The organism is Hydrogenophaga sp. PAMC20947 (assembly GCF_004795855.1).
Lineage (GTDB): Bacteria > Pseudomonadota > Gammaproteobacteria > Burkholderiales > Burkholderiaceae_C > Hydrogenophaga.
In genome coordinates, this window is the sequence record NZ_CP039252.1 from 1,390,553 (window position 1) to 1,416,102 (window position 25,550).

21 protein-coding genes are annotated in these 25,550 nt (G+C 59.6%); 6 read left to right on the forward strand and 15 right to left on the reverse strand.

Annotated elements, in window-relative coordinates; all coding sequences use genetic code 11:
* Window positions 1–90 precede the first annotated feature (90 nt).
* From phoR to E5678_RS06235, 8 genes are all read right to left on the reverse strand, one after another.
* Window positions 91–1,413: a phosphate regulon sensor histidine kinase PhoR gene (phoR, locus tag E5678_RS06200; protein WP_136177713.1), complete on the reverse strand. Its 1,323-nt coding sequence runs from the start codon at window positions 1,411–1,413 to the stop codon at window positions 91–93.
* The gene (gene phoB / locus E5678_RS06205; protein ID WP_136177714.1) at window positions 1,410–2,141 is read right to left on the reverse strand and encodes a phosphate regulon transcriptional regulator PhoB; all 732 of its coding nucleotides are present in this window, start codon (window positions 2,139–2,141) and stop codon (window positions 1,410–1,412) included. Before phoB ends, phoR begins: the two co-directional genes overlap by 4 nt.
* A gap of 88 nt (window positions 2,142–2,229) precedes the next feature.
* Window positions 2,230–2,931: a phosphate signaling complex protein PhoU gene (gene phoU, locus E5678_RS06210; RefSeq protein ID WP_136177715.1), complete on the reverse strand. Its 702-nt coding sequence runs from the start codon at window positions 2,929–2,931 to the stop codon at window positions 2,230–2,232.
* A gap of 79 nt (window positions 2,932–3,010) precedes the next feature.
* Window positions 3,011–3,799, reverse strand: coding sequence for a phosphate ABC transporter ATP-binding protein PstB (gene pstB, locus E5678_RS06215; RefSeq protein WP_136177716.1), 789 nt, complete (start codon window positions 3,797–3,799; stop codon window positions 3,011–3,013).
* Between the two features lie 45 nt (window positions 3,800–3,844).
* Entirely contained in the window at window positions 3,845–4,699 is an 855-nt protein-coding gene (gene pstA, locus E5678_RS06220) for a phosphate ABC transporter permease PstA (RefSeq protein ID WP_136177717.1), read from the reverse strand.
* Window positions 4,700–4,728: 29 nt separating this feature from the next.
* Entirely contained in the window at window positions 4,729–5,709 is a 981-nt protein-coding gene (gene pstC, locus E5678_RS06225; RefSeq protein ID WP_247596929.1) for a phosphate ABC transporter permease subunit PstC, read from the reverse strand.
* 96 nt (window positions 5,710–5,805) lie between these two features.
* Window positions 5,806–6,837 carry a phosphate ABC transporter substrate-binding protein PstS gene (pstS, locus tag E5678_RS06230; RefSeq protein WP_136180654.1) on the reverse strand — a complete coding sequence of 344 codons (1,032 nt, stop codon included), beginning with the start codon at window positions 6,835–6,837 and terminating at the stop codon, window positions 5,806–5,808.
* A gap of 136 nt (window positions 6,838–6,973) precedes the next feature.
* Window positions 6,974–7,552 (reverse strand): TlpA disulfide reductase family protein, encoded by a 579-nt coding sequence (locus tag E5678_RS06235; RefSeq protein ID WP_136177719.1) that lies wholly within the window; start codon window positions 7,550–7,552, stop codon window positions 6,974–6,976.
* A 370-nt stretch (window positions 7,553–7,922) separates the two neighbouring features.
* On the opposite strand from E5678_RS06235, the gene E5678_RS06240 reads away from it, so the two are divergent.
* The 3 genes from E5678_RS06240 to E5678_RS06250 are packed head-to-tail and all read left to right on the forward strand — an operon-like array spanning window position 7,923 to window position 13,542.
* Window positions 7,923–9,407, forward strand: coding sequence for a Ppx/GppA phosphatase family protein (locus tag E5678_RS06240; RefSeq protein ID WP_136177720.1), 1,485 nt, complete (start codon window positions 7,923–7,925; stop codon window positions 9,405–9,407).
* 41 nt (window positions 9,408–9,448) lie between these two features.
* Complete coding sequence (locus E5678_RS06245; RefSeq protein WP_136177721.1) at window positions 9,449–10,597, forward strand: response regulator; 1,149 nt, start codon at window positions 9,449–9,451, stop codon at window positions 10,595–10,597.
* Window positions 10,594–13,542, forward strand: coding sequence for a hybrid sensor histidine kinase/response regulator (locus E5678_RS06250; RefSeq protein WP_136177722.1), 2,949 nt, complete (start codon window positions 10,594–10,596; stop codon window positions 13,540–13,542). The genes E5678_RS06245 and E5678_RS06250 overlap by 4 nt, the downstream gene beginning before the upstream one ends.
* A 64-nt stretch (window positions 13,543–13,606) precedes the next feature.
* On the opposite strand, the gene E5678_RS06255 is transcribed toward E5678_RS06250, so the two are convergent.
* The 4 genes from E5678_RS06255 to E5678_RS06270 form a co-directional block, all read right to left on the reverse strand.
* A complete protein-coding gene (locus E5678_RS06255) occupies window positions 13,607–14,089 on the reverse strand; it encodes a histidine phosphatase family protein (RefSeq protein ID WP_136177723.1) in 483 nt (160 codons plus the stop codon).
* Window positions 14,090–14,095: 6 nt separating this feature from the next.
* Window positions 14,096–16,174: a polyphosphate kinase 1 gene (gene ppk1, locus E5678_RS06260; RefSeq protein ID WP_136177724.1), complete on the reverse strand. Its 2,079-nt coding sequence runs from the start codon at window positions 16,172–16,174 to the stop codon at window positions 14,096–14,098.
* A 73-nt stretch (window positions 16,175–16,247) separates the two neighbouring features.
* Window positions 16,248–17,330, reverse strand: a complete 1,083-nt coding sequence (locus E5678_RS06265) for a glycosyltransferase family 1 protein (protein WP_136180655.1) — start codon at window positions 17,328–17,330, stop codon at window positions 16,248–16,250.
* A 43-nt stretch (window positions 17,331–17,373) separates the two neighbouring features.
* Window positions 17,374–18,240, reverse strand: a complete 867-nt coding sequence (locus tag E5678_RS06270; RefSeq protein ID WP_136177725.1) for a GNAT family N-acyltransferase — start codon at window positions 18,238–18,240, stop codon at window positions 17,374–17,376.
* 211 nt (window positions 18,241–18,451) lie between these two features.
* On the opposite strand from E5678_RS06270, the gene E5678_RS06275 reads away from it, so the two are divergent.
* The 3 genes from E5678_RS06275 (at window position 18,452) to E5678_RS06285 (ending at window position 20,813) form a co-directional block, all read left to right on the forward strand.
* The gene (locus E5678_RS06275) at window positions 18,452–18,907 is read left to right on the forward strand and encodes a hypothetical protein (protein ID WP_136177726.1); all 456 of its coding nucleotides are present in this window, start codon (window positions 18,452–18,454) and stop codon (window positions 18,905–18,907) included.
* A gap of 83 nt (window positions 18,908–18,990) precedes the next feature.
* Entirely contained in the window at window positions 18,991–19,614 is a 624-nt protein-coding gene (locus E5678_RS06280; RefSeq protein WP_136177727.1) for a DOMON-like domain-containing protein, read from the forward strand.
* A complete protein-coding gene (locus tag E5678_RS06285) occupies window positions 19,611–20,813 on the forward strand; it encodes a DUF1343 domain-containing protein (RefSeq protein WP_136177728.1) in 1,203 nt (400 codons plus the stop codon). Before E5678_RS06280 ends, E5678_RS06285 begins: the two co-directional genes overlap by 4 nt.
* 40 nt (window positions 20,814–20,853) lie before the next feature.
* Here E5678_RS06285 and E5678_RS06290 read toward each other — a convergent pair whose 3' ends face one another.
* From E5678_RS06290 to E5678_RS06300, 3 genes are all read right to left on the reverse strand, one after another.
* Window positions 20,854–21,363 (reverse strand): GNAT family N-acetyltransferase, encoded by a 510-nt coding sequence (locus tag E5678_RS06290; protein ID WP_136177729.1) that lies wholly within the window; start codon window positions 21,361–21,363, stop codon window positions 20,854–20,856.
* On the reverse strand, window positions 21,360–22,703 hold the full coding sequence (glmM, locus tag E5678_RS06295) for a phosphoglucosamine mutase (protein ID WP_136177730.1): 1,344 nt from the start codon (window positions 22,701–22,703) through the stop codon (window positions 21,360–21,362). Before glmM ends, E5678_RS06290 begins: the two co-directional genes overlap by 4 nt.
* Before the next feature lie 321 nt (window positions 22,704–23,024).
* Complete coding sequence (locus tag E5678_RS06300) at window positions 23,025–25,496, reverse strand: VirB4 family type IV secretion/conjugal transfer ATPase (RefSeq protein ID WP_247596930.1); 2,472 nt, start codon at window positions 25,494–25,496, stop codon at window positions 23,025–23,027.
* Window positions 25,497–25,550: the final 54 nt, after the last annotated feature.

The following is a 25,550-nucleotide window of genomic DNA, read 5'->3' on the forward strand; positions in this document are numbered from 1 at the left end:
CCAAAATACGACCGTTGGACCAAGGCTCAATGCTCAGGCCAAACGGCGCTCTTTTATGTGCCTGTTGGCGTGCAACGCCACGCCAGCGGTTCAGTCAGGCTGAGCAGCCCGGACCCGGACGGGAGGCAAGGCCATGACAAACGTCGATCCACGCCCGATCTCGCTTTGAATATCAATCTGGCCGCCATGCCGTTGCACCACATGCTTCACAATGGCCAGGCCCAACCCAGTGCCCCCGGTTTCGCGTGAGCGGCTCCGGTCCACGCGGTAGAACCGTTCGGTCAGGCGGGGCAAGTGTTCGGCAGCGATACCGTGGCCACCATCTGAGACAAAAAATTCGCCCCAGCCATCCGACTCGCGCACGCGCCATCCGACGGTGATCGTGCCCCCGCCGGGGGTGTAGCGCACAGCATTGCTGAGCAGGTTCGACATCGCGCTGAGCAATTCGGTCTTGGAACCCGAAATCTTGAGTGCCTGACAAGTTTCGACCACGATCTCATGTGTCGGCTCTGCAATGGCTGCGCTCAACCCCCGTGCCTCCTGAACAACATGGTTGAGGAGCTCGTCGGCCTCAGCCCAATCACCCTGCCCAGGCGCTGGACTGCCTTCCAGGCGAGAAAGCGTCAGGAGGTCGCTGACCAGGGTTTGCATACGTTGCGCCTGCTGGCTCATCAAGGCGAGGTAGCGCACGCGCTCCTCTTCGTCGAGCGGCAAACATTGCATGGTTTCGACGAACCCGCTGAGCACGGTCAGGGGCGTGCGGATTTCGTGCGAGACGTTGGCCACGAAGTCGCGCCGCATCGTTTCGGCCAATTGCACAGCAGTGACATCCCGCGAAATCATGAGCTTGCGCTTCTTGCCGTAAGGGTGCACCTGCAAGGAGATCTTCGACGGTTGCGACGGCCTCGGCCCCGGGCCATCTATTTGAATCTCGTGGCCGAAATTGCCGATGTCCATGTACGACACAAATGCTGGTGCACGCACCAGGTTGCGCACGTATTGACCGAGATCCCGCTGTGGATCAAATCCCAGGTGCGTGGCTGCGGTCAGGTTGGACCACTCGATGCGTCCGCTGGAATCCAGCAACACAACCCCATTGGGTGATGCCTGAATGGCGGCAAGAAAGTCCTCAAGCCGTGCGTCGCTGTTGCTGGCCTTTTTTTCCAGCTTTTTCACCAGCTTGCGGCTGCGCTCCAGCACCTCACCCCAGACACCCGAGAGCGCAGGAGGGCGCGACGTTTCGCCTTTGTTGAGCCAGGTCAGCACGCGTCTGGCGCGCAAGGCATCGAATGCAGACCACACCGTCGCGCCGGCCAGGGCGCCAAAGAAACTCCAGTTGGCGGAGTCATGCGACCATCCCCACACTGCTCCAAGTACAACCAGGATCAGCAGCTCGACAACACGGCGGATCATGCTGCCGGGATGGATGGGCCTTGTACCGGTCGTCCAGATGTGTTGATGACGGTCAACCGGTAGCCCGCACCGCGCACGGTCTCCACCATGCTGGCAGCCTCGCCCAACGATTCCCTCAAACGTTTGACATGCACGTCCACTGTGCGCTCCTCGATAAAGACATGATCTCCCCAGATCTTGTCAAGCAGCGTACCACGGGTGTGAACCCGCTCAGCGTGTTTCATGAGGTAGTGCAACAGCTTGAATTCCGTGGGCCCCAGTTTGAGTTCTTGGCCACGGAAGGTGATGCGGTAGGTTCCCGCATCCAGCGTGAGTTCGCCCACTTGCACCGAATCGTTGACGATCTCGGGCGCACGGCGGCGCAAGACGGCGCGGATCCGCGCCAGCAGCTCCTGGGTCGAAAAGGGCTTGGTGATGTAGTCGTCAGCACCGGCGTCCAGCCCCTGGACCTTGTCCGCCTCATCGCTGCGGGCGGTGAGCATCAGGATGGGAATGGTCTTGGTGCGCTCGTGTTTGCGCCAGCGGCGGGCCAGGGAAGCACCACTTTCACCCGGCAGCATCCAGTCGAGGAGGATGACATCAGGCAACACAGCATCAACCTCCCGCTGTGCGGCCTGACCATCAAAGACCACTGTCGGCGCAAAGCCGTTGTGGCGCAAATTGACGGCGATGAGTTCGGCGATGGCCGGCTCGTCTTCGACCACCAAAACGCGAGGCAATTTTTTCATGGCGTTGTGCTCTTTCCTGTGATCCTTCTGGCGCGTCGGCCAACGCTTGTTTTGCGCAGCAAGCCCAATTGCCGTTGGTATCCGATCATCATCGAATAACCGACTCCACCTGATCGATCGAGATGTGTCGTACATCTTCGCCTTTGACCACAAAGATGATCTGTTCAGCGATGTTCTTGGCGTGATCGCCCACCCGCTCAAGCGATTTGGCCAGGAACAGCAAATTCAGGCTCGGAGAAATCGTGCGCGGATCTTCCATCATGTAGGTGATGAGCTTGCGAAGGAAACCGTCGTACTCCACGTCAATTTCGTCGTCCTGTTTGATGATGGCCAGCGCCATATTCGTGTCCAGGCGGGCGAAGGAGTCCAGTGTTTTGCGCAGCATGCCGGCGGCGAGGTCCGCGGCCAGACGCAACTCGGAGACCGGTAGCGAACGCGGCGAACCACTTTCAATGATGGATTTGACCATGCGCGCGATGCGTGCGATCTCATCACCCGCACGCTCCAGATTTTGCGTGATTCGGGAAATCGCCACCAAAAAGCGCAGATCCCGTGCGGTGGGTTGGCGGCGGCCAATCGTAGAGATGATTTCCTGATCGATATTCACCTCCATCTGGTTGATGCGTTGCTCGGTCTCCAACACCTGCTCTGCGGTCTCCTGACTCATGTGGATGAGGGCATAGACCGCCTGGTGCAACTGGGACTCAATCAGTCCGCCCATTTCCAGCACATGGGTGGAAATGGAGTTGAGCTCGGAGTCGAACTGACTGGAAATGTGTTTATCGCCCATGGGTTTTTCCCTGTTTGGCCTGTGGCCGCTGAACCGCGCCCACAGAACCGTGTTGGTTGAATCGGTGTCGGGTCGCGCGTCAGCCAAAACGGCCGGTGATGTAGTCTTCGGTCGCGGTTTGGGTTGGCTTGAAGAAGATCTGTTCGGTCGACCCAAATTCGATCAGTTCCCCTAGGTACATATAAGCCGTGTAGTCACTGCAACGCGCGGCCTGCTGCATGTTGTGCGTGACGATGGCAATGGTGTAATCCTGTTTAAGCTCGTGCACCAACTCTTCAACCTTGCCGGTTGAAATAGGATCGAGCGCGGAAGTGGGCTCGTCAAGCAACAAGACCGACGGTTTGACCGCGACGCTGCGAGCGATGCACAGGCGTTGCTGCTGACCACCCGACAGCGAGAGACCGCTCTGGTTCAATTTGTCTTTGACCTCGCCCCACAGCGCTGCTTTGGAAAGCGCCCACTCCACGCGGTCGTCCATTTCGCTGGCGCTAAGGCTTTCATACAGCTTCACACCAAAGGCGATGTTGTCGTAAATCGACATAGGGAACGGTGTGGGTTTCTGGAACACCATACCAATGCGCGCACGCAGCAAGTTGATGTCTTGCTTGGGGTCCAGAATGTTCTGGCCATAAAAATTGATTTCACCCTCAGCGCGCTGGCCCGGGTACAGACTGTACATGCGGTTGAGTGTGCGCAACAAGGTGGATTTCCCGCAGCCAGACGGCCCAATAAAGGCCGTGACCTTGCGTTCCTCGATGCCGAGGTTCACGTTCTTCAACCCTTGAAATTTTCCGTAAAAGAAATTCAGGTTGCGCAGTTCCAGCGCGTTGGGGTTCTTGGGCAGCGGTTGGGTTGCCGTAGCGGACATGGTGGTGTTCTTTCGAAAGACGGTCAAAGACGGTGTGGGGGCAGATCAGGAAGGCTTCTTCTCGCGCAGGTACACGCGGGCCACCACGTTGAGCAGCAGCACGGAAAGCGTGACCAACAAGGCGCCTGCCCAGGCCAGACGGTTCCAGTTGTCGTATGGGCTCATGGCGAACTGAAAAATCACAACAGGCAGGTTGGCCATGGGCCTGCTCATGTCGGTGCTGAAGAACTGGTTGTTCAAGGCTGTGAACAGCAAGGGGGCGGTTTCACCGCTGATGCGCGCGATGGCCAGCAACAAGCCGGTCATCACGCCGCTCTTGGCCGCACGCAGTGTGATCAATGTTGAGACTTTCCAACGGGGAGCGCCCAGGGCAAACGCGGCTTCGCGCAGACTGCCGGGCACCAGGCGCAACATGTTCTCAGTGGTGCGAACCACCACGGGCACCGCAATCAGGGACAGCGCCAGCGAGCCCGCCCAGCCCGAGAACCCGCCCATGGTGGCCACGGCGATGGCGTAAACAAAAAGCCCCAGCACGATCGAAGGCGCTGACAACATGATGTCGGTCACGAATCGGGTCAGCTCGGCGGTGCTGCTTTCGTCGCCGTATTCGGCCAGGTACACGCCAGCCAAAATACCAATCGGGGTCGACACGAGCACCGAGAAGCCCACCATCATCAAGCTGCCCACGATCGCGTTGGCCAATCCACCTCCATCGGTGCCTGGTGCCGGGGTGGACTGGGTCAAGAGGTTCCAGTCCAACGCCGCCAACCCCTTGCTGAACAGCACCATCAGGATCCACAGCAAGACGGCAAGGCCCAGTGCCATCGACCCCATTGACAGCGTGAGCCCCAGAGAATTGCTCAGTCGGCGCCGACGGTACAAAGCTTCATTGATGGGCATGGATGGGGACGTTTTTATAGGGTGGTTCATTACAGGCCCTTGGCTTTTTCGCTGCGCAGCATCATCCACTTGGCCAGGGCCAGCACGATGAAGGTGATCACAAACAAAAGGAATCCCAATGCAAACAGCGCATTGATGTGCATGTCAGCCGCTTCGCCAAACTCGTTGGCCAAAGTGGATGCGATCGAGGTACCCGGCGAAAACAGCGAGCCGGGCAAGCGGTTGGCGTTGCCAATGACGAAGGTCACGGCCATGGTTTCTCCCAGGGCACGCCCCAGACCCAACATCACGCCGCCGATCACGCCCTTCTGGGTGTAAGGCAAGACCACGCGGCGCACAACTTCCCACGTGGTGCAGCCCAGCCCGTAGGCCGATTCGCGGAGGATTGGTGGCACGATCTCAAAAACATCGCGCATCACAGCAGCAATGAACGGCAACACCATGAACGCCAGCACGATGCCAGCCGCCAGGATGCCGTACCCACTGGTGCTGCCGCCAAACAGGAAGCCGATCAATGGCATCGAACCCAACAGCTCTTGTGCAGGCACCTGAAAGTGGTCTGCGAACAAGGGAGCAAACACGAACAGGCCAAACATGCCGTAGATGATGGAGGGCACCGCGGCGAGCAGCTCAACAGCCGTGCCCAACGGGCGGCGCAGCCAAGCGGGGCAGTTTTCCGTCAGGAACAAGGCAATGCCGAAGGCCAGTGGCACAGCGATTAACAGCGCGATGCCTGCGCTGGCCAAGGTGCCAACGATGGCAATGGCGGCGCCAAACTCCTCGTTGACGACGTCCCACTCGACGCGCCAGATAAAGTTCAGGCCAAACTTCTGAAACGCCGGCCAAGCGTTGATGAACAGCGAAACGATGATGCCTGTCAGGGCCACCAGAACCAAGAGCGAGAAGCCCTGGGTGATGCGGTGGAAGAAAACATCTTGCAGCCGCTGCCGCTTGGCGATGTTCACCATCTCCGGGTTGCCTGTTTCAGCAGGCATTGAGGGCGCACTCATGGTGTTTTCCAGATTCATAAAATTCCCTGAGAAGCGATGTCAAGGCGCCGGATCGATTGATTCCATCCGGCGCCCCAAGGGCAGTCAGTGGCCCGGTTACTTCTGAATCTGTGTCCAGACTTTGGCGCGGATTGCGCTGGTCAAGGTATCGGGCAGTGGCACATAGTCCAGTTCGCTGGCCATTTGTTTGCCACTCTTGAACGCCCAGTCAAAGAACTTCAAGACTTCGGCGGACTGCGCTTTGTCCGTCGGGTTCTTGTACATCAGGATGAAAGATGCGGTGCTGATGGGCCAGCTTTCTGCGCCCTTGGCGTTGACCATCGAGATGCCCATGCCGGGCACGCTGAACCAATCTGCGCCCGCGGCTGCGGCAGCGAAAGTCTTGTCGTCTGGGCTGACATACTTGCCATCGGCGTTTTGCAACTGCATGAAGTTCATGTTGTTCTTCTTCACGTAGGCGTACTCCACGTAACCCACCGCGCCTTTGACACGGTTCACATTGGCGGCCACGCCTTCGTTGCCCTTGCCACCCACCGAGCTCTCAGCAGGCCATTTCACCGCAGCGCCTTTGCCTACTTTGCTGGCAAAATCTGTGCTTACAGCGGCGAGGTAGTCGGTGAAGTTGAAGGTCGTGCCCGAGCCGTCGGCGCGGTGCACGACGGTGATCGAGGTCGATGGGAGGGTCTTGCCGGGGTTCAGGGCGGCCAGCTTGGCATCGTTCCACTTGGTGATGTTGCCCAGGAAAATGTCAGCCAGCACAGGGCCGGTCACGCGCAGCTCGCCGGGCTTGAAGCCTTCCAGGTTCAACACCGGCACGGTGCCACCCACGATGGCAGGAAACTGAACCATGCCTTCTTTATCGAGGTCATCGCCGCTGACTGGCGCATCCGACGCGCCAAATGCAACAGTTTTTGCCTTGATCTGCTTGATGCCACCGGAAGAACCGATGGATTGGTAATTCATGGCATTGCCCGTGGCGGTTTTGTAGGCTTCGCCCCATTTGCTGTACACGGGGAAAGGAAACGAAGCGCCTGCGCCGGTGAAATCGGCGGCAACGGCAGTGCCCATGGCCAGAGAAGCCAAGGCGGCGGCAGCGACGGTTTTGAGAAGGGTGCGTTTGGTATTCATCATGGTCCTTGCGGTGGGTGATAGAAGATTCACAACCCGGACTCTAGGATGGCAATGTGACATCCTTGTGACAAATCAAAGACCAAGCGGTTTCACAACAGGCCTCTCCCCCGCCATTCAGGCGCCGGTGCGCCTCTCAAACCATCAGCTGGGCCATTGCCCCGACGTCTTCCGGGAACAGCTGCCCTTTCTCGGCCAGCAACAACCGCCCGTCCCGCCCACACAAAAGCGTGATGGGCAATCCCTTGGGCTTGGGAAAGCCGCGGCGCCACTCAGGACTCGCCCAGGCTGTCGGAAACGTATAGCCCTTTTGGATCAAATATGCAGAAGCGAGCTCTGGCTTGCGGTCGATGGACAAAGCCAGCATCTGCAGGCCTTTGCTGCGTTGTTGCTGCCAGAGTTTCTCCATGCTTGGGCTTTGCAAAGCACAAAACGGGCAAGTACTGGACCACCAGTACACCAGCAGGAACTGGCCCGCACTCTGGGCAGGTTCATACACTGTATTGTTCAGGAGCCTCACGCTCGGCACCTGCAGCTGACGCCCCAAGGCCGGCATGGGCGGCGCCTGTGCCTCTTCTGCCGCAGCCGATACAGCCTGCGCCATCGCCCGTCCCACCCACCCGAACGCAGCGGCGCCGGCACTGCCCTGCATCCAGCGTCGGCGCGTCCATCCTGGGTCTGACGGGCCATCTTCCTTTGAAGTTAAACGTTTCACGGAATACCTCTGCTAATGTGAAAATGACGCTCAAAGTGTGCCATCAAAGGTGAGCAGGCGGAGTGCGGCGCGCCCATTTTGACGGGCATGAATCGGGCATGCGTCACAATCGGTTCCTAAGCCCGGAGTGGGTGTTCAAAATTGCACGTGTCGCACATGTGTCAGAAACGGGATGACAACTACGCCCGGATAGCCTTGGAGGCCGCCGCACCCAACCGGGACGGCCTACCTGGCGGCCCCTGCAAGCAGGGGTTTGCGCCCCGATCTTCTGTCCCCGCCTGGCCAGCAGCGTGAATTTTGAACAACCCTCCAAGGTCTCCTCGTTGTTCCGAGGGGCATTTGGATGCCCCGTACGCCACCTTACTTCTGCATGCAAAACGGAACCCTCCTGGCCGCTCTCGATTTAGGCTCCAACAGCTTCAGGCTGGAGATTGGACGCTTCCATTCGGGCCATATCGAGCGGGTTGAATATCTCAAGGAAACCGTCCGCCAGGGCAGCGGGCTGGACGAAAATAAAGTACTCAGTCAGGCCGCCATGCAACGGGGCTGGGACTGCCTATCCCGGTTTGCCGAGCGCCTTCATGGGTTCAAAAAAGCGCAAGTCCGGGCGGTAGCCACCCAAACACTGCGCGAAGCACGCAACCGGGACGAGTTCCTGAGCAAGGCCCAGTCCATCCTGGGCTTTGCCATCGAGGTGGTTTCGGGTCAGGAAGAAGCCCGACTCATCTACCAAGGAGTGTCTCGCCTCTTGCCCCAGTCCGAAGAACGGCGTCTGGTGGTTGATATTGGTGGTCGCTCGACCGAAATGATCCTGGGTCAAGGCTACGTGCCTCGCAGGATGGAGTCCTACCGACTGGGCAGCGTGGCATGGTCAACCAAGTACTTTCCCAAAGGTCAATTCACGGCAACAGCCTTCAAGACAGCCGAAATCGCAGCCAAGGCCGTGCTGGATGAAGCGCTGGACCTCTTCCCCCCTTCGGAGTGGAATGTGGCCTACGGATCCTCTGGCACCGTGGGCGCGGTCGCAGACGCGCTCGCTGCCAATGGCTGGGCTTCCGGGGTGGTAACGCGATCGGGACTGGACTGGCTGGTCGAAAAGCTGATCAAGTTCGGCCACGTCGACAATCTCCGCATGGAGGGCGTCAAGGAAGACCGCCGCCCGGTGATTGGCGGTGGCGTCAGCGTACTGCGCGCTATTTTTGACCTGTTTGGCATTGAACAAATGGTGCCCACCCAGGGTGCCTTGCGCCAGGGCGCCTTGTTCGACCTGATCGACAGGGAGACGCACGGTGGCGATGTGCGCGAGCGCACCGTGCGTTGGCTCGCCGAACGCTTTTCCATTGACGAGGCCCAGGCGCAACGCGTCAGCGAAGTCAGTGCAGCGCTGTTCACCCAGATCGCTGCGCCTGGCGAGTTCAATGAGCGCTATTCACAAAAGCTGGCCTGGGCGGCGCGACTGCATGAGGTCGGCACCCACATTTCACACGACCGCTCCTACCACCATGGCGCCTACATCCTCGACAACGTGGATGCGCCAGGTTTTTCGTTCCACGAACTGCACCGGATGAGCCAGCTGGTATTGGGACAGCGCGGCAAACTGCGCAAGCTGGAAGCGGCCATGACCGATGAGCTGTTTGTCAAACAGCTGATCAGCTTGCGACTGGCGGTTTTGCTGTGCCACGCTCGTCAGTTGCCAGAGCACCAGTCGGTGAAGCTGGGCTTTCGCGCAGGGGCATTCAAGCTCACGACCAACCCCGGTTGGGCCAAGCGCTACCCCCAGTCGGCCTGGTTGCTGGGCGAAGAAGTTCAGGCTTGGCAAAAAACAGCCTGGAAGTTCAGCGCAGACCTGCGCTGAAAACAAGGCTTGAGGTTCGTCCTGAAACTGGTGAGCGCAAGATGGCTTTGATACTGATCGCGGAAGATGACCACGGCACCTCGCGCCTTGCCGCGACCGCGCTGCGCAACCAGGGGCATGAGGTGATCACTGCGCCTGACGGGCTCAGCGCATGGCGGCTGATCGAAATGCGCTCCCCCTCATTGATCGTGAGCGACGTGAACATGCCCGGCATGAGCGGTCACGACCTCTTGAACCGCCTGCGCGGGCACCCCCGCCTGGCGTTGACGCCGCTGATCCTCCTGACTTCATTGCAGGAGCGCAAAGACATGCGACACGGCATGGCCTTGGGGGCGAACGACTACCTCACCAAGCCGCTGCGCCCCAAGGAGCTGATCGAAGCCGTCGGTGCCCAATTCGACCAGCAACGCCGGCGTGAAGCCATGCAATCCAGCGAGGTTCAGGGTGCGCTGGCCCAGGCGCTGGAGCAACAAGCCTGGGATCTCCACGAACAATACGAAAAACGGCTGGCCCGTGAGCTCAGCGAACAATGGCCCCAGGATACCCACGACGAAGGGTCAACCCACCTTGAGAAGGCCACCGTTCTTTGGGCAGAAATTCGCCACTACCAAACCTGGCTTGAAGCACTGGCGCCTCATGAGCTCAGCCTAGTGCTCAAACGGTTCTACGAAAACTGCGGCGATACCGTCCACATCTTTGGCGCCGCCGCACTGTATTTTGTGGGAGAGGGACTGGTGGCCATCTATGCAGACCCGGCTGATGCTTCAACCAGTGCACATCACAGTTTGCGGGCCCTTAAAGCTGCGCAGGGGTTGCAAAAAACCGGCGCTTCCATGAATGCCTATATAGAGGAACACCTGGGCGGACGGCATTTGCCGCCCTTTGAGGTGGGCGTTGCCCTGCACCAGGGGCCTGTGGCTTTGACACGACTGGAAGGATTGCTGGGAGGGGCCGCCCAGTACATCCCAGTCGGAGAAACGGTGGTGCAAGCCCGGACGATCCGCCGTCTGTCACCCAGAGTCGCTGGCACCATTACCGTCTCTGAGTCGGTCATGCGGGCCCTCACAGGGACGGTGAAAATTCTCGGACGTTATGCGATTCCTTGGGATGCGGATCGCGCGCCACTGGAAGTCTGCGCCGTTCAACTCCTGCCGCAGGCAGAATTCCCCCCGAAAAGGACGCTTCGATGAGCCGCACCCCCCATCGACGGCGCGTATCTCTTGGCCCGACCTTGGTCGTGGCGATGGTGCTGGCCGCATTGGCTCCCGCCTTGATCGCCTCTTACCTGCTCTCGGCCAACAGCTACGAGTCCATTGAGACGCTGGCTGAAAATGCCATGAGCCAAGCCGCCCACCGGGTGGACGTGGGCGCGCTGGCCCATCTGGGTGAATCCCATACTGTGGTGAACGCACTGGTTCCACCTTTCAATGCGGCCGGGGCTGAGGGCGAACGCACACGCCGCTGGTTCAAGGACACCGCTTTGTTTGAAACCATGGCCTATGCCCTCACCCAGCAGTCGGTGAATGTGCCTTACCTCTACATCGGCGCTGCGGACGGGAGTTTCTTTGGGGTCGAGCGCGAACCGCAGGGGTTTGTGGTGCGGGAAATCCGCCCCGGAGACTCCGGGCGCACCCATTACCTCATCAACACGCCTGGCGACCGCAGTCAATTGATCAAGACCGAAACCTCCGTCTACGATCCCCGCAAACGCCCTTGGTACCAGCTCGCAGCGACGACGGGCAAACGGGTCTTCACCGATGTGTACCGGTCGGCGGTCAAGAATCAGTTTGACCTTACCCTTGCTCAGCCCATTTATGAAGCGGATGGCAAAACCCTGATGGGTGTCATGGCCGTGGACATGAGTCTGGCACGTCTTACCGACCTGATTCGCAGCACCCGCATCAGTGAAAACGCCGTGACCTACCTCGTGGACGGACAGGGGCGCATGGTGGCCTCGTCGGTGGATGAGGACCTCAGCGTGATGGCTCAGCAAAAATCCCAGCGGATCACGCCCATGCAAAGCGTGGAACCCCTGGTGAGGGACTCCTTCGCTCAACTGAGCGCCCGACGCGGCAAAACCACCCTGGTTGAGGGCGGCATGATCCAGCTCCAGACTCAGGACAATTGGTGGCATCGGTTGGGGCTGGGTGGCACGAACCGTTTGATGGCCTTGCAACGCCCATTCGGCAGCAAGTACCAGCTGGACTGGCAATTGATCGTGGTCGCGCCCGAACAGGATTTCACGCAACATGTGATCAGTGCCCGGCAATGGGCGCTCTTCAGCATCGCGGCGTTGATCGGTTTGAGCGCCCTGCTCGCCTACGGCGTTGCGCGCGGACTTTCACGCCAATTCCGGCAACTCAACGCATCGGCTCTGGCGGTCGGCGCCGGCGAGTTGCCCGAGGTGCAACACAGCGCGCCTTTCAAGGAGGTCTACACCCTTTCCCAGGTCATGCACGACAGTGCGACCAAGCTGCGCTTGTCCAATGCCGAGATAGCGCAAAAAAATCATGCCCTTCAAGAAGCCGCGCAACTGCTGGAAGCCCGCGTGGGTCTGCGCACCGCAGAATTGGCCGCATCACGGGAAGAAGCCCTGGCAGCGGTGAGAGCCAAGGCCGGCTTTCTGGCTGTGATGAGCCATGAAATTCGCACGCCGTTGCACGGTGTCGTGGGCATGAGTGAGTTGCTGAGCGAGTCGTCCCTGGATGCGACCCAACAGGAGCTGCTGGGTGTCCTCAAGGTATCCAGCGACCAGTTACTGGCCGTGGTCGACGACATACTTGATTTTTCAAAGATCGAATCGGGGCATCTCCAGCTGGAGGAAGAACCACTGAACGTTCGTGCGACCTTAAGCGCTGCGGTGGACATCATGCGGGGCATGGCGCAAGAAAAGGGTTTGCACCTTTCGCTGCAAGTGGCGCCCGATGTACCGCAGGCGATCGAAGGCGATGCTGTTCGCCTGCGCCAGATACTGCTCAACTTGTTGTCCAACGCCATCAAGTTCACCAGTCAAGGCGAAGTCGCCATGCGCGTGTGGCTCGCCGTGAAGGAGCAGAAGCACACACTCTGGTTCAGCGTGGCCGACAGCGGCATCGGAATTTCGCAGCAAAAGCTGCCCGACCTTTTCAAGCCCTTTGCGCAGGGCGATACCGCAACAGCCCGCGTTTATGGCGGTACCGGGCTGGGCCTGATGATTTGCAAACACCTCGTCGAGTTGATGGGCGGCCAGATCAGCGTTGAGAGCGCGCCAGGTACAGGCTCTACCTTCCGTTTCAGCATCCGGTGTGAGCCAGTAGCGGCTTCGGCCGTGGCACCCGCTGCCGAACAAGGGCCATCACACGAATCTCATCCACAACGTATCCTGGTCGTGGACGACAACTCCGTCAACCTCAAGGTGGCCTCTGCCATGCTCGCGCGCCTCGGCTACCCTCACCTATCCGTCGCCAGCGGTGAACACGCCCTCAATGCCATCGGAGAAGCACACCGGAGCGATGCACCTTTTGCCATCGTGCTCCTGGACAGCCACATGCCGGACATGGATGGCCAGGCTACAGCCCAGGCCATCCGCACACAATGGGGCTCCGCAGCGCCTGTCATGATCGGCATTTCTGCCTCCACATTGGGCGAAGATCAACAGCGTTGTCTCGCGGCTGGCATGTCCGACTACCTGCCCAAACCGCTGGAGCTCAAACGCCTGGCTGATGCCCTGGCCCATTGGTGTCAGCCCAAACAGGTCGGTGAGCAGGCCCTTGAGGGAACCGGTGCCTGCGAGCCCGATCCGATCTGGATCGACCGGGATCGGTGGTTTGAACTGGGGGAATGTGAGGATGCGGCCCAAACCCTGCGCAAGGACATGGTGCAGGATTTTCTGGGCAGCTTGCCGAAGCGATTGGATGCGATCCAAAAGGCCAGCGATTCAAGCGATGAGGTCGGTCTCTTCAAATCGGCCCATGCGCTCAAAGGCTCCGCTGACAATCTGGGCGCAAAAAACCTTGCCCATGCTTGTGCGGCACTGGAGACAGAGGCCCCTGATGATGGCGTGCTGCCAGCCCGCCTCCATGCCTTGAACCAAGCTGTACAAGGCACCCGTCAAGCCTTGGCGGACTACTTGAGCAACGGTAAAGCGAACGGTTGAAACCGAGCGGGAACGGGTTGCATCCAGACTGCTCGTCTGAGGCACCGAGGGCCGCCAATCGCCGCTAGATCAATTCGGGGGTCTGCACCGTCACCACCACGGTCTGAGTGCTTCCATGGCGCTCCCTGAAGCGCAGCCACCAGACGGCGCCTTTTTTGATCGCGCAGTCCTCCTCGGACAAACCAAGCAGGCGTGCAACCACCCGGCCCAGCGTCGGTTGGTGCCCGATCACCACCACAGGCGCCTTGCTCGAAGGCCACTGCACCAGTTCCAACAATGCCAAGGGATCGCCGTCTGGCACCAGCACATCGCTGAGCTTGTATTTTCGGTCCAGTGCCTGCGCCGTTTGCTCGGCTCGCTGGGCGGGGCTGGTCCAGACCCGGGCACCGCTGGGCAACTGGCGGTCCAGCCACGCCGCCATGCGCGCAGCCTGCTTTTCCCCTTTGGGCGTCAATCGCCGGGACAGATCGGCGCGGTCGCCCGGGGCACCGGCCACCAGATCGGGGTGATCAATCGCTTCAGCGTGGCGCCAGAGAATCAGATCCATGATGGCTCATCCTTTGCTGCCGTGACGGGTCATGAGCAGGGTTTGCGCCGAGACCAGGTTGTTGCGTGCTTTGCCGCTGAGGTGTGTGCTTGCCGCCACGTAATTCCCATCCGGCTGCAGCAACCAGGCGTCCCGCGTGTCCTGCATGCTGGCGGTCAGGCATTCTTCAATCAGGCGTTGGCGCAAAGCAGCGTCCGTGACAGGCCATGCCAGCTCCACCCGCCTGAGCATGTTGCGGTTCATCCAGTCGGCACTGGACAACCACAACTCCTCCACACCATCCACTTCGAAATAGAAGACCCGGGAATGCTCCAGCATGCGCCCGATGATGGAGCGCACCCTCACGTTGTCGGTCACGCCAGGCAGGCCTGCCGGCAAGATGCAGGCACCGCGCACGATCAGATCAATCTTGACCCCTTGCTGAGAAGCCTGGGCAAGCCCCCGGCACAGGGCTTCATCGGTCAACGCATTCATTTTCAGAACGATGCGAGCGGCCTTGCCGGCCTTGGCCGCAGCTGCCGCTGCGTCTACTTTTTCCATCATGCATTTGTGCAGATGAAATGGCGCCAGCAACACCTTGTTGAGTTTGGGCAAACGGTTCTGACTGGCCAGATGCAAGAACACCTGCTCAAGATCCGCTGTGAGGGCATCATCGGCCGTCAAATAGCTGACATCGGTATAGAGCTTGGCAGTCCCCGGGTTGTAGTTGCCGGTGGAGAGGTGGGCATAGCGCTGCAGGTGCCGCCCCTCGCGCCGGGTAATCAGCAGCATCTTCGCGTGGGTTTTCAGGCCCACAACGCCGTAGACGACTTGCGCCCCCACAGACTCGAGACGCTCGGCATAGCTGATGTTGGCCTCTTCGTCAAAGCGGGCCTTTAGCTCCACCACCGCGGTCACCTCTTTGCCACGCCGAACCGCCTCACGCAACAATTCCATCAGCTGGGATTTGGCGCCAGTGCGGTAAATGGTCTGCTTGATGGCCAGCACGTTGGGGTCTTCTACCGCCTCGCGCAGGAAGGCAAGCACCGCGTCAAAACTTTCATAGGGCTGGTGAATCAACACATCCCCTTGCCGAAGACGCTCAAAATACGATTGTCCCGGCACCAGTTGTGCCGGCCAGCCTGCGTTGTAGCGCTCAAACCGGAGGCTGGGTGCATCCACCTGGTCGATCAGTTGGTTCAATCGCACCAGATTCACCGGGCCTGGAACCCGGTACAGGGCGCCATCGGGTAAATTGAATTGCCGCTGGAGGAACTGCGACAAGTACTCCGAACACCCTGCAGACACCTCAAGGCGCAGGGCCTCACCGTAGTGCCGCTGCTGCAGTCCCTTGCGGAGCGCCGTGCGGAGGTTCTTCACCTCTTCTTCGTCTACTGCAAGGTCCGAATGGCGGGTGACCCGAAACTGGGAAAACTCGGTGACTTGACGGCCCGGGAACAAATCCGCCAGGTGCGAACGGATCAAACTGGAGATGGACACGAAGTGGGCCTGCTTGGACCCCCTGACCGAAGGCACGCGAAGGAACCGTGGAAAGATGCGCGGCACCTTGACAATCGCAATCTCGTTTTCACGTCCAAACGCATCTTTACCCGTCAGGCGAACAATGAAGTTCAAAGACTTGTTGGCCACCTGAGGAAACGGATGAGAGGGATCGAGCCCCACCGGCAGAAGCAAGGGCTGAACTTCCTGCTGGAAGTACTCTTTGACCCATCGCCTCTGGCGTTGATTGCGCTCCCCGTGCGCCACCAGTTTGATGCCCTTTTTCTCGAGCAGTGGCAACAGCTCATCGTTGTAGATGGCGTATTGGGCGGACACCAACTCATGAATCTTGATGGACACTGCGCTGTAGGTTTGAGCGGTGTACTGGCCTCTTTGTTCGTTGATCTTGAACGCACTCAGCTGAGGCGCCATGCGGACCTCGAAGAATTCGTCCAGATTGCTCGACACGATGCCAAGGTAGCGCAGGCGCTCCAGCAAGGGCACTTCGCTGCGGCGTGCCCAATCCATGACGCGTTCGTTGAACGCAAGAATGCTGTGATCTCGGTCGAGAAAGGACAATCGCAGGGAAGACAGGCTCTGGTTCATGAGCTGGGAGGTTATCAGGGGATGGGGCAGGCGCCAGTCGGCCCCAAGGCAACCCCACCCGTCTTTTTGACCATTATTCAACAGTCGCGTGACGTTTGCGTGACGGGCCTGTCAAAGTTCCTGCGGCTGCTCGCCTGGAAGCGTTCGCTGTGGGAACCAGGTATTCAACAAAAAGAGCGGCCGTTCGCGTCCAGCTGAACTGCAGCGCTCGCTGCCGGGCAGAGCGCCGAGGCACGCGCAGCGCCACTCGCCAGGCCTCCTGCAAGTCCTCGCGCAGCGCACCCCCCTCTCCGTCGCCGACCAACTCCCTCGGTCCATCTACAGGGTAGGCAGCCACAGGGACACCACAGGCCATCGCTTCCAGCATCACCAGACCAAATGTCTCGCTGCGGCAGGGAAACACGAGCACATCGGCCGTGGCATACACCTTGGCCAGCTCGTGGCGCGGCAAGACGCCCAGCCAATGCGAATTCGGGTATCTTGCGCGCAACCCCTCTTCCAGCGGCCCACCTCCACACACCAGTTTGCTGCCCGGTACGTCCAGGGACAGAAAGTCTTCGAGGTGCTTCTCTGGTGCGATCCGCCCGACATACAGGCTGATCGGGCGAGCCAGAGGGCCCAAGGAAGGCAACTCAGGAGGTATGTCGTTCATCGCGAACAAACGGGTGTCAACGCCAAGGGTCCACGCCCGCAATGCCTGAAAGCCACGCTGCGCCAGCATGGACTGCACCCCCGCCGTCGGAACCATCAAACCCTGGCTGGGTTTGTGAAACCGTCTCAACCAGGCATAGCCCCAGGACAACGGAAGCCCCACGGTCGCCCGGAGGATTTCGGGAAACTTGGTATGAAACGCTGTGGTGAACGGCCATCCCTGGCGCAAGCAATGCCGGCGCGCTGCCCAGCCCAAGGGGCCCTCTGTGGCGATGTGAATGGCATCAGCGTCAGCCTGGTCCAGCAATCGCGCCATCAACCGCCCGGGCAGCACCGCCAGGGGAACATGGGGAAACCCGGGGCACTGGTGGGTGCGAAATTGACCAGGCTGAATCACCTGTACCTCGTGCCCCGCAAACTTCAGGTGCCGCACCAGTTCGATCAGGGTCGTCACCACGCCATGAACCTGGGGTTGCCAGGCGTCGGTTACCAGCACAATTTTCAAGGCATTCATCCCGCTACCGGTTCGCGATCCACAGAACGGCGCATCACGGTCCCAGGAAGTGCTTGCGGTACCGGGCAGGCAGCTCCTGCAGGCGCATCATCATGGGCAGGTCGGCCACGTTGAAGTCTGGATCCCAGGCGGGTGGCCCCAGCACTTTGGCGCCCAGGCGCAAGTAGCCTTTGATCAGGGCAGGTGGATCCACCACCAAAGAACTGTCCAGTTGCTCGATGGGCAACGGCAACCGTGGACGCACGTGAAATTCAATGGAAGCCATGTGTTTTTCGCTCACCTGCCGCCAGATGCTGGCCGCTGCATGCCCCCCGCCCACCATGCCGTGCTCACCCACATGCTGCATGGAAATGCTGGCGCAGCCGATCATGGTGTCGAGCTGGTTGCGCACCATGAACTCGGCCAAGGCCCCCCAGAGCGCCATGATCACGCCACCATGGCGGTGATCCGGGTGCACACAGCTGCGACCCAGCTCCACCATGCGCTCACGCACCATGCGCAAGCGCGTGAGGTCAAATTCGGTATCGCTGTAGGTGCTGCCCACCCGACGCGCCTGGGCTGGCGTGAGCACCCGGTAAGTGCCGATCACCTGCTGGCTTTTTGAGTCCCGGACCAATAGGTGCTCGCAAAAATCATCGAACAGGTCCACATCGTGGCCCGGAACCAGAGACGACAGCGTGGCCCCCATTTCCTCGGCAAACACCTGGTAGCGCAGGCGCTGGGCCTCGCGGACCTCGTCCTGGTGGCGCGCCCAGGTCACCTCAATGCCGTTGTCGACATCAACTGCAGCTGCAGATCGCCGGCTCGGAACATGCGGCAGGGCATCGGAGCGCGGTTGTTGCGACGCCCGGATCAAAAATGGCTTTGGGCCGGGCAGCGGGGGTATCGCTGAGTCGTTCATCTGTGGCTCCTGATGGGAGGAGCCAAACACCGGCCCCTGCAATATGTGTTCTGTTTTCACAGACCACAATGTGTCGAACGGCCATGACGCCTTCATGGCGATCACATGAAAAATCCATGACACCCGCCCCGACCGCAATCGATCAATCCGCCACAAGCCTGCCTTCACTACAATGGATTGGCTAAACCCCTTTTGAGATCAAGGAGACGCCGTGTTGCATTCCCGTCTGATACTGCCTGCGCTGGCGATGACCTGGGTCGCCCTGCTGTCAGCCTGCTCCAGCACGTCGCTGTCCCGATCAGAGACACTCGCCGATGCGGGCAAGGCGCCTTCAGGCCAACCCATTCAATCGGTGAAATCGAAAAATGGCAATGTCACGGGCGAAGTCAGCGGCACACCAGCTGCCGGCAGCAAATTCAGTCAGATCCAGATCGGTATGCGTGCTGACGAAATTCAAAAGCTGATTGGTCCTCCCGATGAGCTCTACAGCTACCACACAGACAAACGCTGGATACCTTTTTACCTGGGTGACGATGCCCGCCGCATCGTCGTGCACCACAAGGGAGAAGGCTGCCTTACATTCACGGGCGGGAAGGTCTGGGGCGGTGGGGAGCATGTCCTGATTCGCATGGACGTTGATCCAGCGGGCATCTGCTTCCAGCCCTGATACCACGTTGTCCCGCGGCTCTGCTCACAGCTTCCGCTTCTCCAAGCCCAGGCCAGTTCCGGCGCGCTCTTTCACGCATCACTTTGACGCAAATTCCCATCACCGCAGGTGTTGCCCGCCAGGCCCTCAAGCTGATCAGCCACCCCGCACTCCCCTGCGGCATCGGTCTCGAGGTCTTCGTTGGCGTTCAGGTACAGCCTGTTGTGGGCAGCCCGTCGCTCGAGCTGCAGTTTGAGTTGTGCGGTGGTGTCGATCGAATCCTTTTACCTGCAGCGAATGGCACCCAACCCGCCGACGGCCTGTGGCAGCACACCTGCGCCGAACTGTTTGTTCGCACGGAGGGCAACCCGACTTACCAGGAATTCAATTTTTCGCCTTCTGGACAATGGGCCGCCTACCGTTTCTCATCCGAACGCCAGAGAGACCGCCAGGCAGAGTTCGACCACCCTGCTCTACCGCCCACCATTCGTGTCCGCGCCGCCGCCGGTAGCCTCCGCATCAACATCCTTTTACCTCTGCAAAACCTGCCGCCGGCTGCAAATGACGGCCTGCTGCGACTGGGCCTGAGCATGGTGACCGAGCGCGACAATGGCGAATTGGCTTACTGGGCGCTGCACCATCCGCGCTCGGATAGACCCGATTTTCATCACCAGGATGGCTGCGTACTCACGCTTCCCCTGCTCCCTTCCGTTGAGAACCTGCTATGAAGTTTGGAATTGAACGCCTGCTGGAAGACCCTTCCCTCAGGGCGCCTTTGCAAGGTCGACGCGTTGCCTTGCTGGCCCACCCTGCCTCGGTCACCCGAGACCTCACCCATTCCCTGGACGCGCTGGCCGCCCTGCCCGACATCACCCTGAGCGCCGCCTTCGGCCCTCAACACGGGCTGCGAGGGGACAAGCAGGACAACATGGTGGAATCAATCGACTATGTCGATCCGCGCCACGGTATTCCGGTCTTCAGTCTGTACGGCGAGGTGCGCCGTCCCACCCCCACGATGATGGCCAGCTTCGATGTCTTGCTCGTCGATTTGCAAGACCTCGGTTGTCGCATCTACACCTTCATCACCACCTTGCGCTATGTGCTGGAAGCGGCCGCGCAACACGGCAAGTCGGTCTGGGTGCTGGACCGTCCCAATCCGGCAGGCCGTCCGGTTGAAGGCCTCACCCTTCTGGCCGGCTGGGAGAGCTTCGTGGGCGCTGGCCCCATGCCTATGCGGCACGGCATGACCATGGGTGAGCTGGGCCACTGGTTCATTGACCAGCTGGGATTGCAGATCGACTACCACGTCATCACCATGGCCGGCTGGCAACCTGACCAGGCGCCCGGCCACGGCTGGCCGCCTGAGCGCAGCTGGATCAACCCCAGCCCCAACGCTGCCAACCTGAGCATGGCCCGGGCCTATGCGGGCACGGTGATGCTGGAAGGCACCAGCTGGTCCGAAGGGCGCGGCACCACACGCCCTCTGGAGCTCTTCGGAGCGCCCGACCTGGACGCGGCCAGGCTCCTTTCCGACATGCATGCGCTTGCGCCCCAGTGGTTGCAAGGCTGCGCACTGCGCGAGTGCTATTTTGAACCGACCTTCCACAAGCATGTTGGCCAGCTGTGCTCAGGTGTGCAGATACACGTCGAAGATCCAACCCATTACCTGCACGAAAGCTTCAAACCCTGGCGGCTTCAGGCCCTCGCCTTCAAGGCCCTGCGCTTGCAGGCACCCGACTACCCTTTGTGGCGCGACTTCGCCTATGAGTATGAGCGTGGGCGCTTGGCCATCGACCTGATCAATGGCGGGCCTATGCTTCGGGAGTGGGTCGACGACCCGACGTCAAAGCCCCAAGACCTGGATGCAGCCGCGATGGCCGATGAATTCGCGTGGGAACAGACTCGACAGCCCTTTCTGCTGTATTGATTGGAACGACCTCGGCTCACCTGCGGACGCTTGCCATTTTCTAGTTCGAGTCGGGAGGCGTTGCCAGCAGCTTTTGCATGAATTGCGCTGTGCCCATGCTCGGTTCGAGCTGGTACCCCTGGTAGCCCAGGCGCGTGTACAACGCCATCGCGGGACCGTTCCCTGACAACACTTCCATGGTCATCTTGACCGCGCCTCGCTCAATCGCGAGGCGCTCGGCCAACGCCAGCATCTGTGCACCTATCCGCTGCCCACGGTGGCTGACCACCACAGCCACATCGTGCACATTCACCAGCGGCCGACACGCAAAGGTCGAAAAGCCCTCAATGCAATTGACTAAACCCACGGGCTCATCACCATCAAAGGCCAATACGGAGTAGGCCTGAGGCCTGGCCGCCAGCGCAGATATCAGGTTTTCCCGGACAAAAACCGACAACGGGTGTGAACCGCCGGCAGGCTCACTGGCATAGGCGTTCAACACCTGCATCAATGCTGCGGCATGCAGTGGATTGCCATAGTCGGCACGAACAACGGCAATGTTCGGGCTCATGCCACTTCCTGCTGCGTTACTGCGTCCACCAGCCGCTGGGCACAAGCCTGCGCCAGATCGGCCTGCTCGGCCTCCACCATCACGCGCAGCAGAGGCTCTGTGCCACTGGCGCGGATCAATACCCGCCCCCGATCACCCAACTCGGCCTCCACTGCAGCGGTTTCTTCCGCCAACCGGGCGTTTTCACGCCAGACTTGCCCCGGTTTGAGACGCACGTTGATCAGGGTTTGAGGAAACAAGGAAACACCATCGAGCAGCTCGGCCATGGTTTTCCCGCTGTCCACACAAGCGTGCAGCACCTGCAAAGCCGAGACAAGGCCGTCGCCCGTGGTGTGCCGGTCCAGCACCAACAGGTGGCCCGAACCTTCGCCCCCCAGCACCCAGCCCTGCCGGTCGAGCTCTTCCAGCACATACCGGTCGCCGACCTTGGCGCGCACAAACTTCACACCGCGGCGCTTGAACGCCACCTCCACCGCCATGTTGGTCATCAAGGTCCCCACAACGCCGGGTACGTCGATGTCGCGCGCCATTCGATCAGAGGCAATCAAATACAGCAGCTCATCGCCGTTGAACAAACGCCCATGCGCATCCACCATTTGCAGGCGGTCGGCATCGCCATCCAGTGCCACACCATAGTCCGCCTGGTGCTCCTGCACAGCTGCAAGGAGGGCTTGCGGATGCGTGGCGCCCACCTTTTCGTTGATGTTCAGGCCATCAGGCGCACAGCCAATGCGCACCACCTCGGCACCCAGCTCATGGAACACATCGGGTGCGATGTGGTACGCCGCGCCGTGAGCTCCATCGACCACGATCTTCAGCCCTTTCAGGGTGAAGGCGTGTGGGCAGGTACTCTTGCAAAACTCGATGTATCGACCAGGGGCATCGTCCATGCGCCGGGCTTTGCCCAAGCTGGCCGAGTCCGCCCACACCGGCGGCTCTTCCAAAGCGGCCTCAACCGCCAGTTCCCACTCGTCGGGCAACTTGGTGCCTTGTGCGCTGAAAAACTTGATGCCGTTGTCGGCAAACGGGTTGTGGCTTGCAGAAATCACCACGCCAAGACTGGCCCGCTGAGCGCGGGTCAGGTAGGCCACTGCCGGTGTCGGGATTGGCCCGAGCAAAACCACGTCCACGCCCGCCGAGTTGAAGCCGCTCTCCAGCGCACTCTCCAGCATGTAACCCGAAATGCGTGTGTCTTTGCCGATCAGCACAGTCGGGCGGGATTCCTTTTGCTTCAGTACCCGGCCAACCGCATGCGCCAGCTTCAAGACGAAGTCAGGCGTGATGGGCGCTTGTCCCACCGTGCCGCGGATGCCATCGGTACCAAAATATTGTCTTGTCATTGCAATCCAGGGAAAAGGGAAGCAGCCGCCGCCGCAGGGTGTTGCGTCCGAAAAGCACATTTTAAGTGGCGCGTGAGACCCCCTGAGCCAGCCCAGGCCGAATACCCCGAACATCGAGGCAAGCCAAGGGACTTGCGGCCGAATCGGCATCCAGAATCCGTTCAATTGGATGCTGATGTCGAACAAACTGGACAAAGGTAGATCGCTCACTGTGGTCGCACAGGTGACGCCCGGTGGCCGTCCGTCAACAGCGGTGCCTGCCGATCGGCTCAAGGTCAAAGTTCTGCGTGTACTGCTGGCAAGCCCCGTGCCTACCCGTCGTCAATCACCGTCGTTCGCCGTTTCCGCGTGTCGCAGGTACTCATGGCTGTTGGCCACACTGAAATTGCGTTGACCACGCAGACCTTTGCGGCGCGCATGGAATTCGGGCAACCAGGTATCGGGCAGATGGGGCGTCGGATGCCCGGCCAGCAAATCGGTCAGTATCTCGACGTTGTCACTCGAACCCGACAACACCGCCAGCTCGTCGTCCATGCCATTGAGGTTGAGCTGGCACAACACGGCGTTGTGGCCCTGCTTCACCAGGAAGCACCGGCTGCGCTCGTCCAGGCCAACCACGAGCTCAAACTCGGCGCGGGTGAGCTTCAGGCCCTCCAGGTAATCCTTGGGATCCGCATTGGGGTTGGGCAGCAGAATCAGCGTGGCGGTCTGCTCGATCAAGGCTGCGGAAATATCACTGTTGAGCGCATCTTGCGGGCTTTGCGTCGCAAAAATACCCAGACCGTTTTGTTTCCGGATGGTTTTCTGTTTGTTCTTGGCAAAGTCTTTCAGGCCCCCCTTGCCTTCGAGTACTTTCCAGAACTCATCCATCACGTAAATGAACGGCCGGCCATCGATGAGGTCCTCCATGCGGTGGAGCAGGTACTGAATGATGGGCTCTCGCGTCTTGCTGTCTTCAATCACCTCGGTGTAGTCAAACCCGATGATGTTGGATCCACCGAAATCGATGTTGTCCTTGGGGTTGTCAAAAACCCAGGCCGAGGGCCCGCCCTGGCACCACACCGACAAGCACTCGTACAGGCTGTTGTCGCCCATGTTGGGCAAGCTTTTGCGCAAGTTGGTCATGGTGCGCAGATGCACCGGAGTGTCCAGTATGGCCCGCACGGCACGGATCAGGTCGTCCATTTCGGGCGCGCTGTACTTCTCCTTGCCGCACAAAGTCTGCAGCAGTTCGACCAGGAATTGCTCGTTGTCAGGCGTGTTCTCACACTGCAAAGGGTTGAAACCCGTGGGTTGGCCCTTTTCCAGAGTGAAGTAGTGACCGCCACAAGCCCGAATGAAGATCTCAGCGCCCCGGTCCTTATCGAAAAAAAAGATGGTGGGCTCAGGGTTCAGCTTCTGCACCTGTGCCAGCAGGAAATTGATGAGTGCCGTTTTACCCGTACCCGATTTACCGATCACCATCGTGTTCGCGATCGCCTTTTCACCCAATGAATACTCGTGGGGCTTGGTCGCGTGGAAATTGAAGTGGTAAGCCTGATTGTTGAGCGTTTGCAGGATGCTGACCGACGGGCCCCAGGGGTTGAAATTGGGTTTCCCAGTGGCAAAGTTGTGCAGAGGGCAAAGACCCAGGAAATTGAGTGAGCTGAGATTGGCAATGCGTGGGCGAAAGCGCCAGTTACAAGGCAGCTGCGCGTAAAAAGCCGCAGCAATCGCCACATCCTCTTTGACCGTCACAAAACTCGCGCCCGACAACTGGGCCCGGGCCTGTGCGACGTTCGCATACAGTTGCTCTTGGTCGGAGGCAAATACCGCCATGTTGAAGTGATACTGACCAAGCACAAAATTGCCCGAAGCCAGCTGGTCCATCGCGAAATCGAGCTCCACAATCTGGCTTACAGCCTTGTCCTCGGAAGACAACATGGCACCCTTGGTGCGCTCCAAGGCCTTCATCGAGTCGTAGCGGCTCATGGGCGTAAAAGAATGCGTGACGATGTACTCAAACTCAAGGTACTTGAGCCCATTGAGGATGCCCGGCCAGCTGCTGTCGGCATATTCCTTGATATTCAGAATCGCGCCGTAGTGGTTGTCACCGTTGCTGGTCTGAATCGCGAAATCGCCACTCCCGGGAGAAAACATGTGCCGACTGGTTGGCAAATAGTTGTAAATAGGCGCCTTCAACACAGGAACCGGCTCATCAAGATGGTTCACAAGGTAACCGAAAAATTCCAGGTTTTCCGAAAATACCTGCTGGTGCACACTTTCGTACAAACCCAGCTTGTATGGTGAATAGTCCTGCAGCAAAGCCTCAACGTTGCCGACCAATTCGTAGATTTTTTCGAGATACGATTTTTCTTCTCGGCGCAATATTTCGATGTCCCTCGAAATCGCCGCAAACTTCCTTCCACTCACCACCGGGCGATAAATCATGCTCAGGTAGAGCTCGTTTTGCATGAGCTGCTTGGACGACAACCGCTCAATGTATTTGTCATGCAACGCCTGGCTGAATCGGTGCGGGTATTGCGCTTCCACCCGTATTGGCCTCCGCCGCCGAATGTCATGCGCCCAAAACGCCACGTTTTCGAAATCGGGCGCGCGCAAACTCTGCAACAGATTGTTGAATGTCTTGTGTCGATGTTCCAGTTCCCAGTCTTCGCGCCCCACGAAAGGAAATCCGCTCAACAGCCACGTGATGATGTAGTCACCCTCGCGGGTTTTGACCACATGCGTGTCGACGTGGGTGCTGAAGGGAATAAAGTTGCTAAAGGACGCGTCTGGAGACAATTGAAGCACCTGATTTATCAAAAAGTAAGGGGCCGTAATTTCATTGAAATCAACTAAATAAAT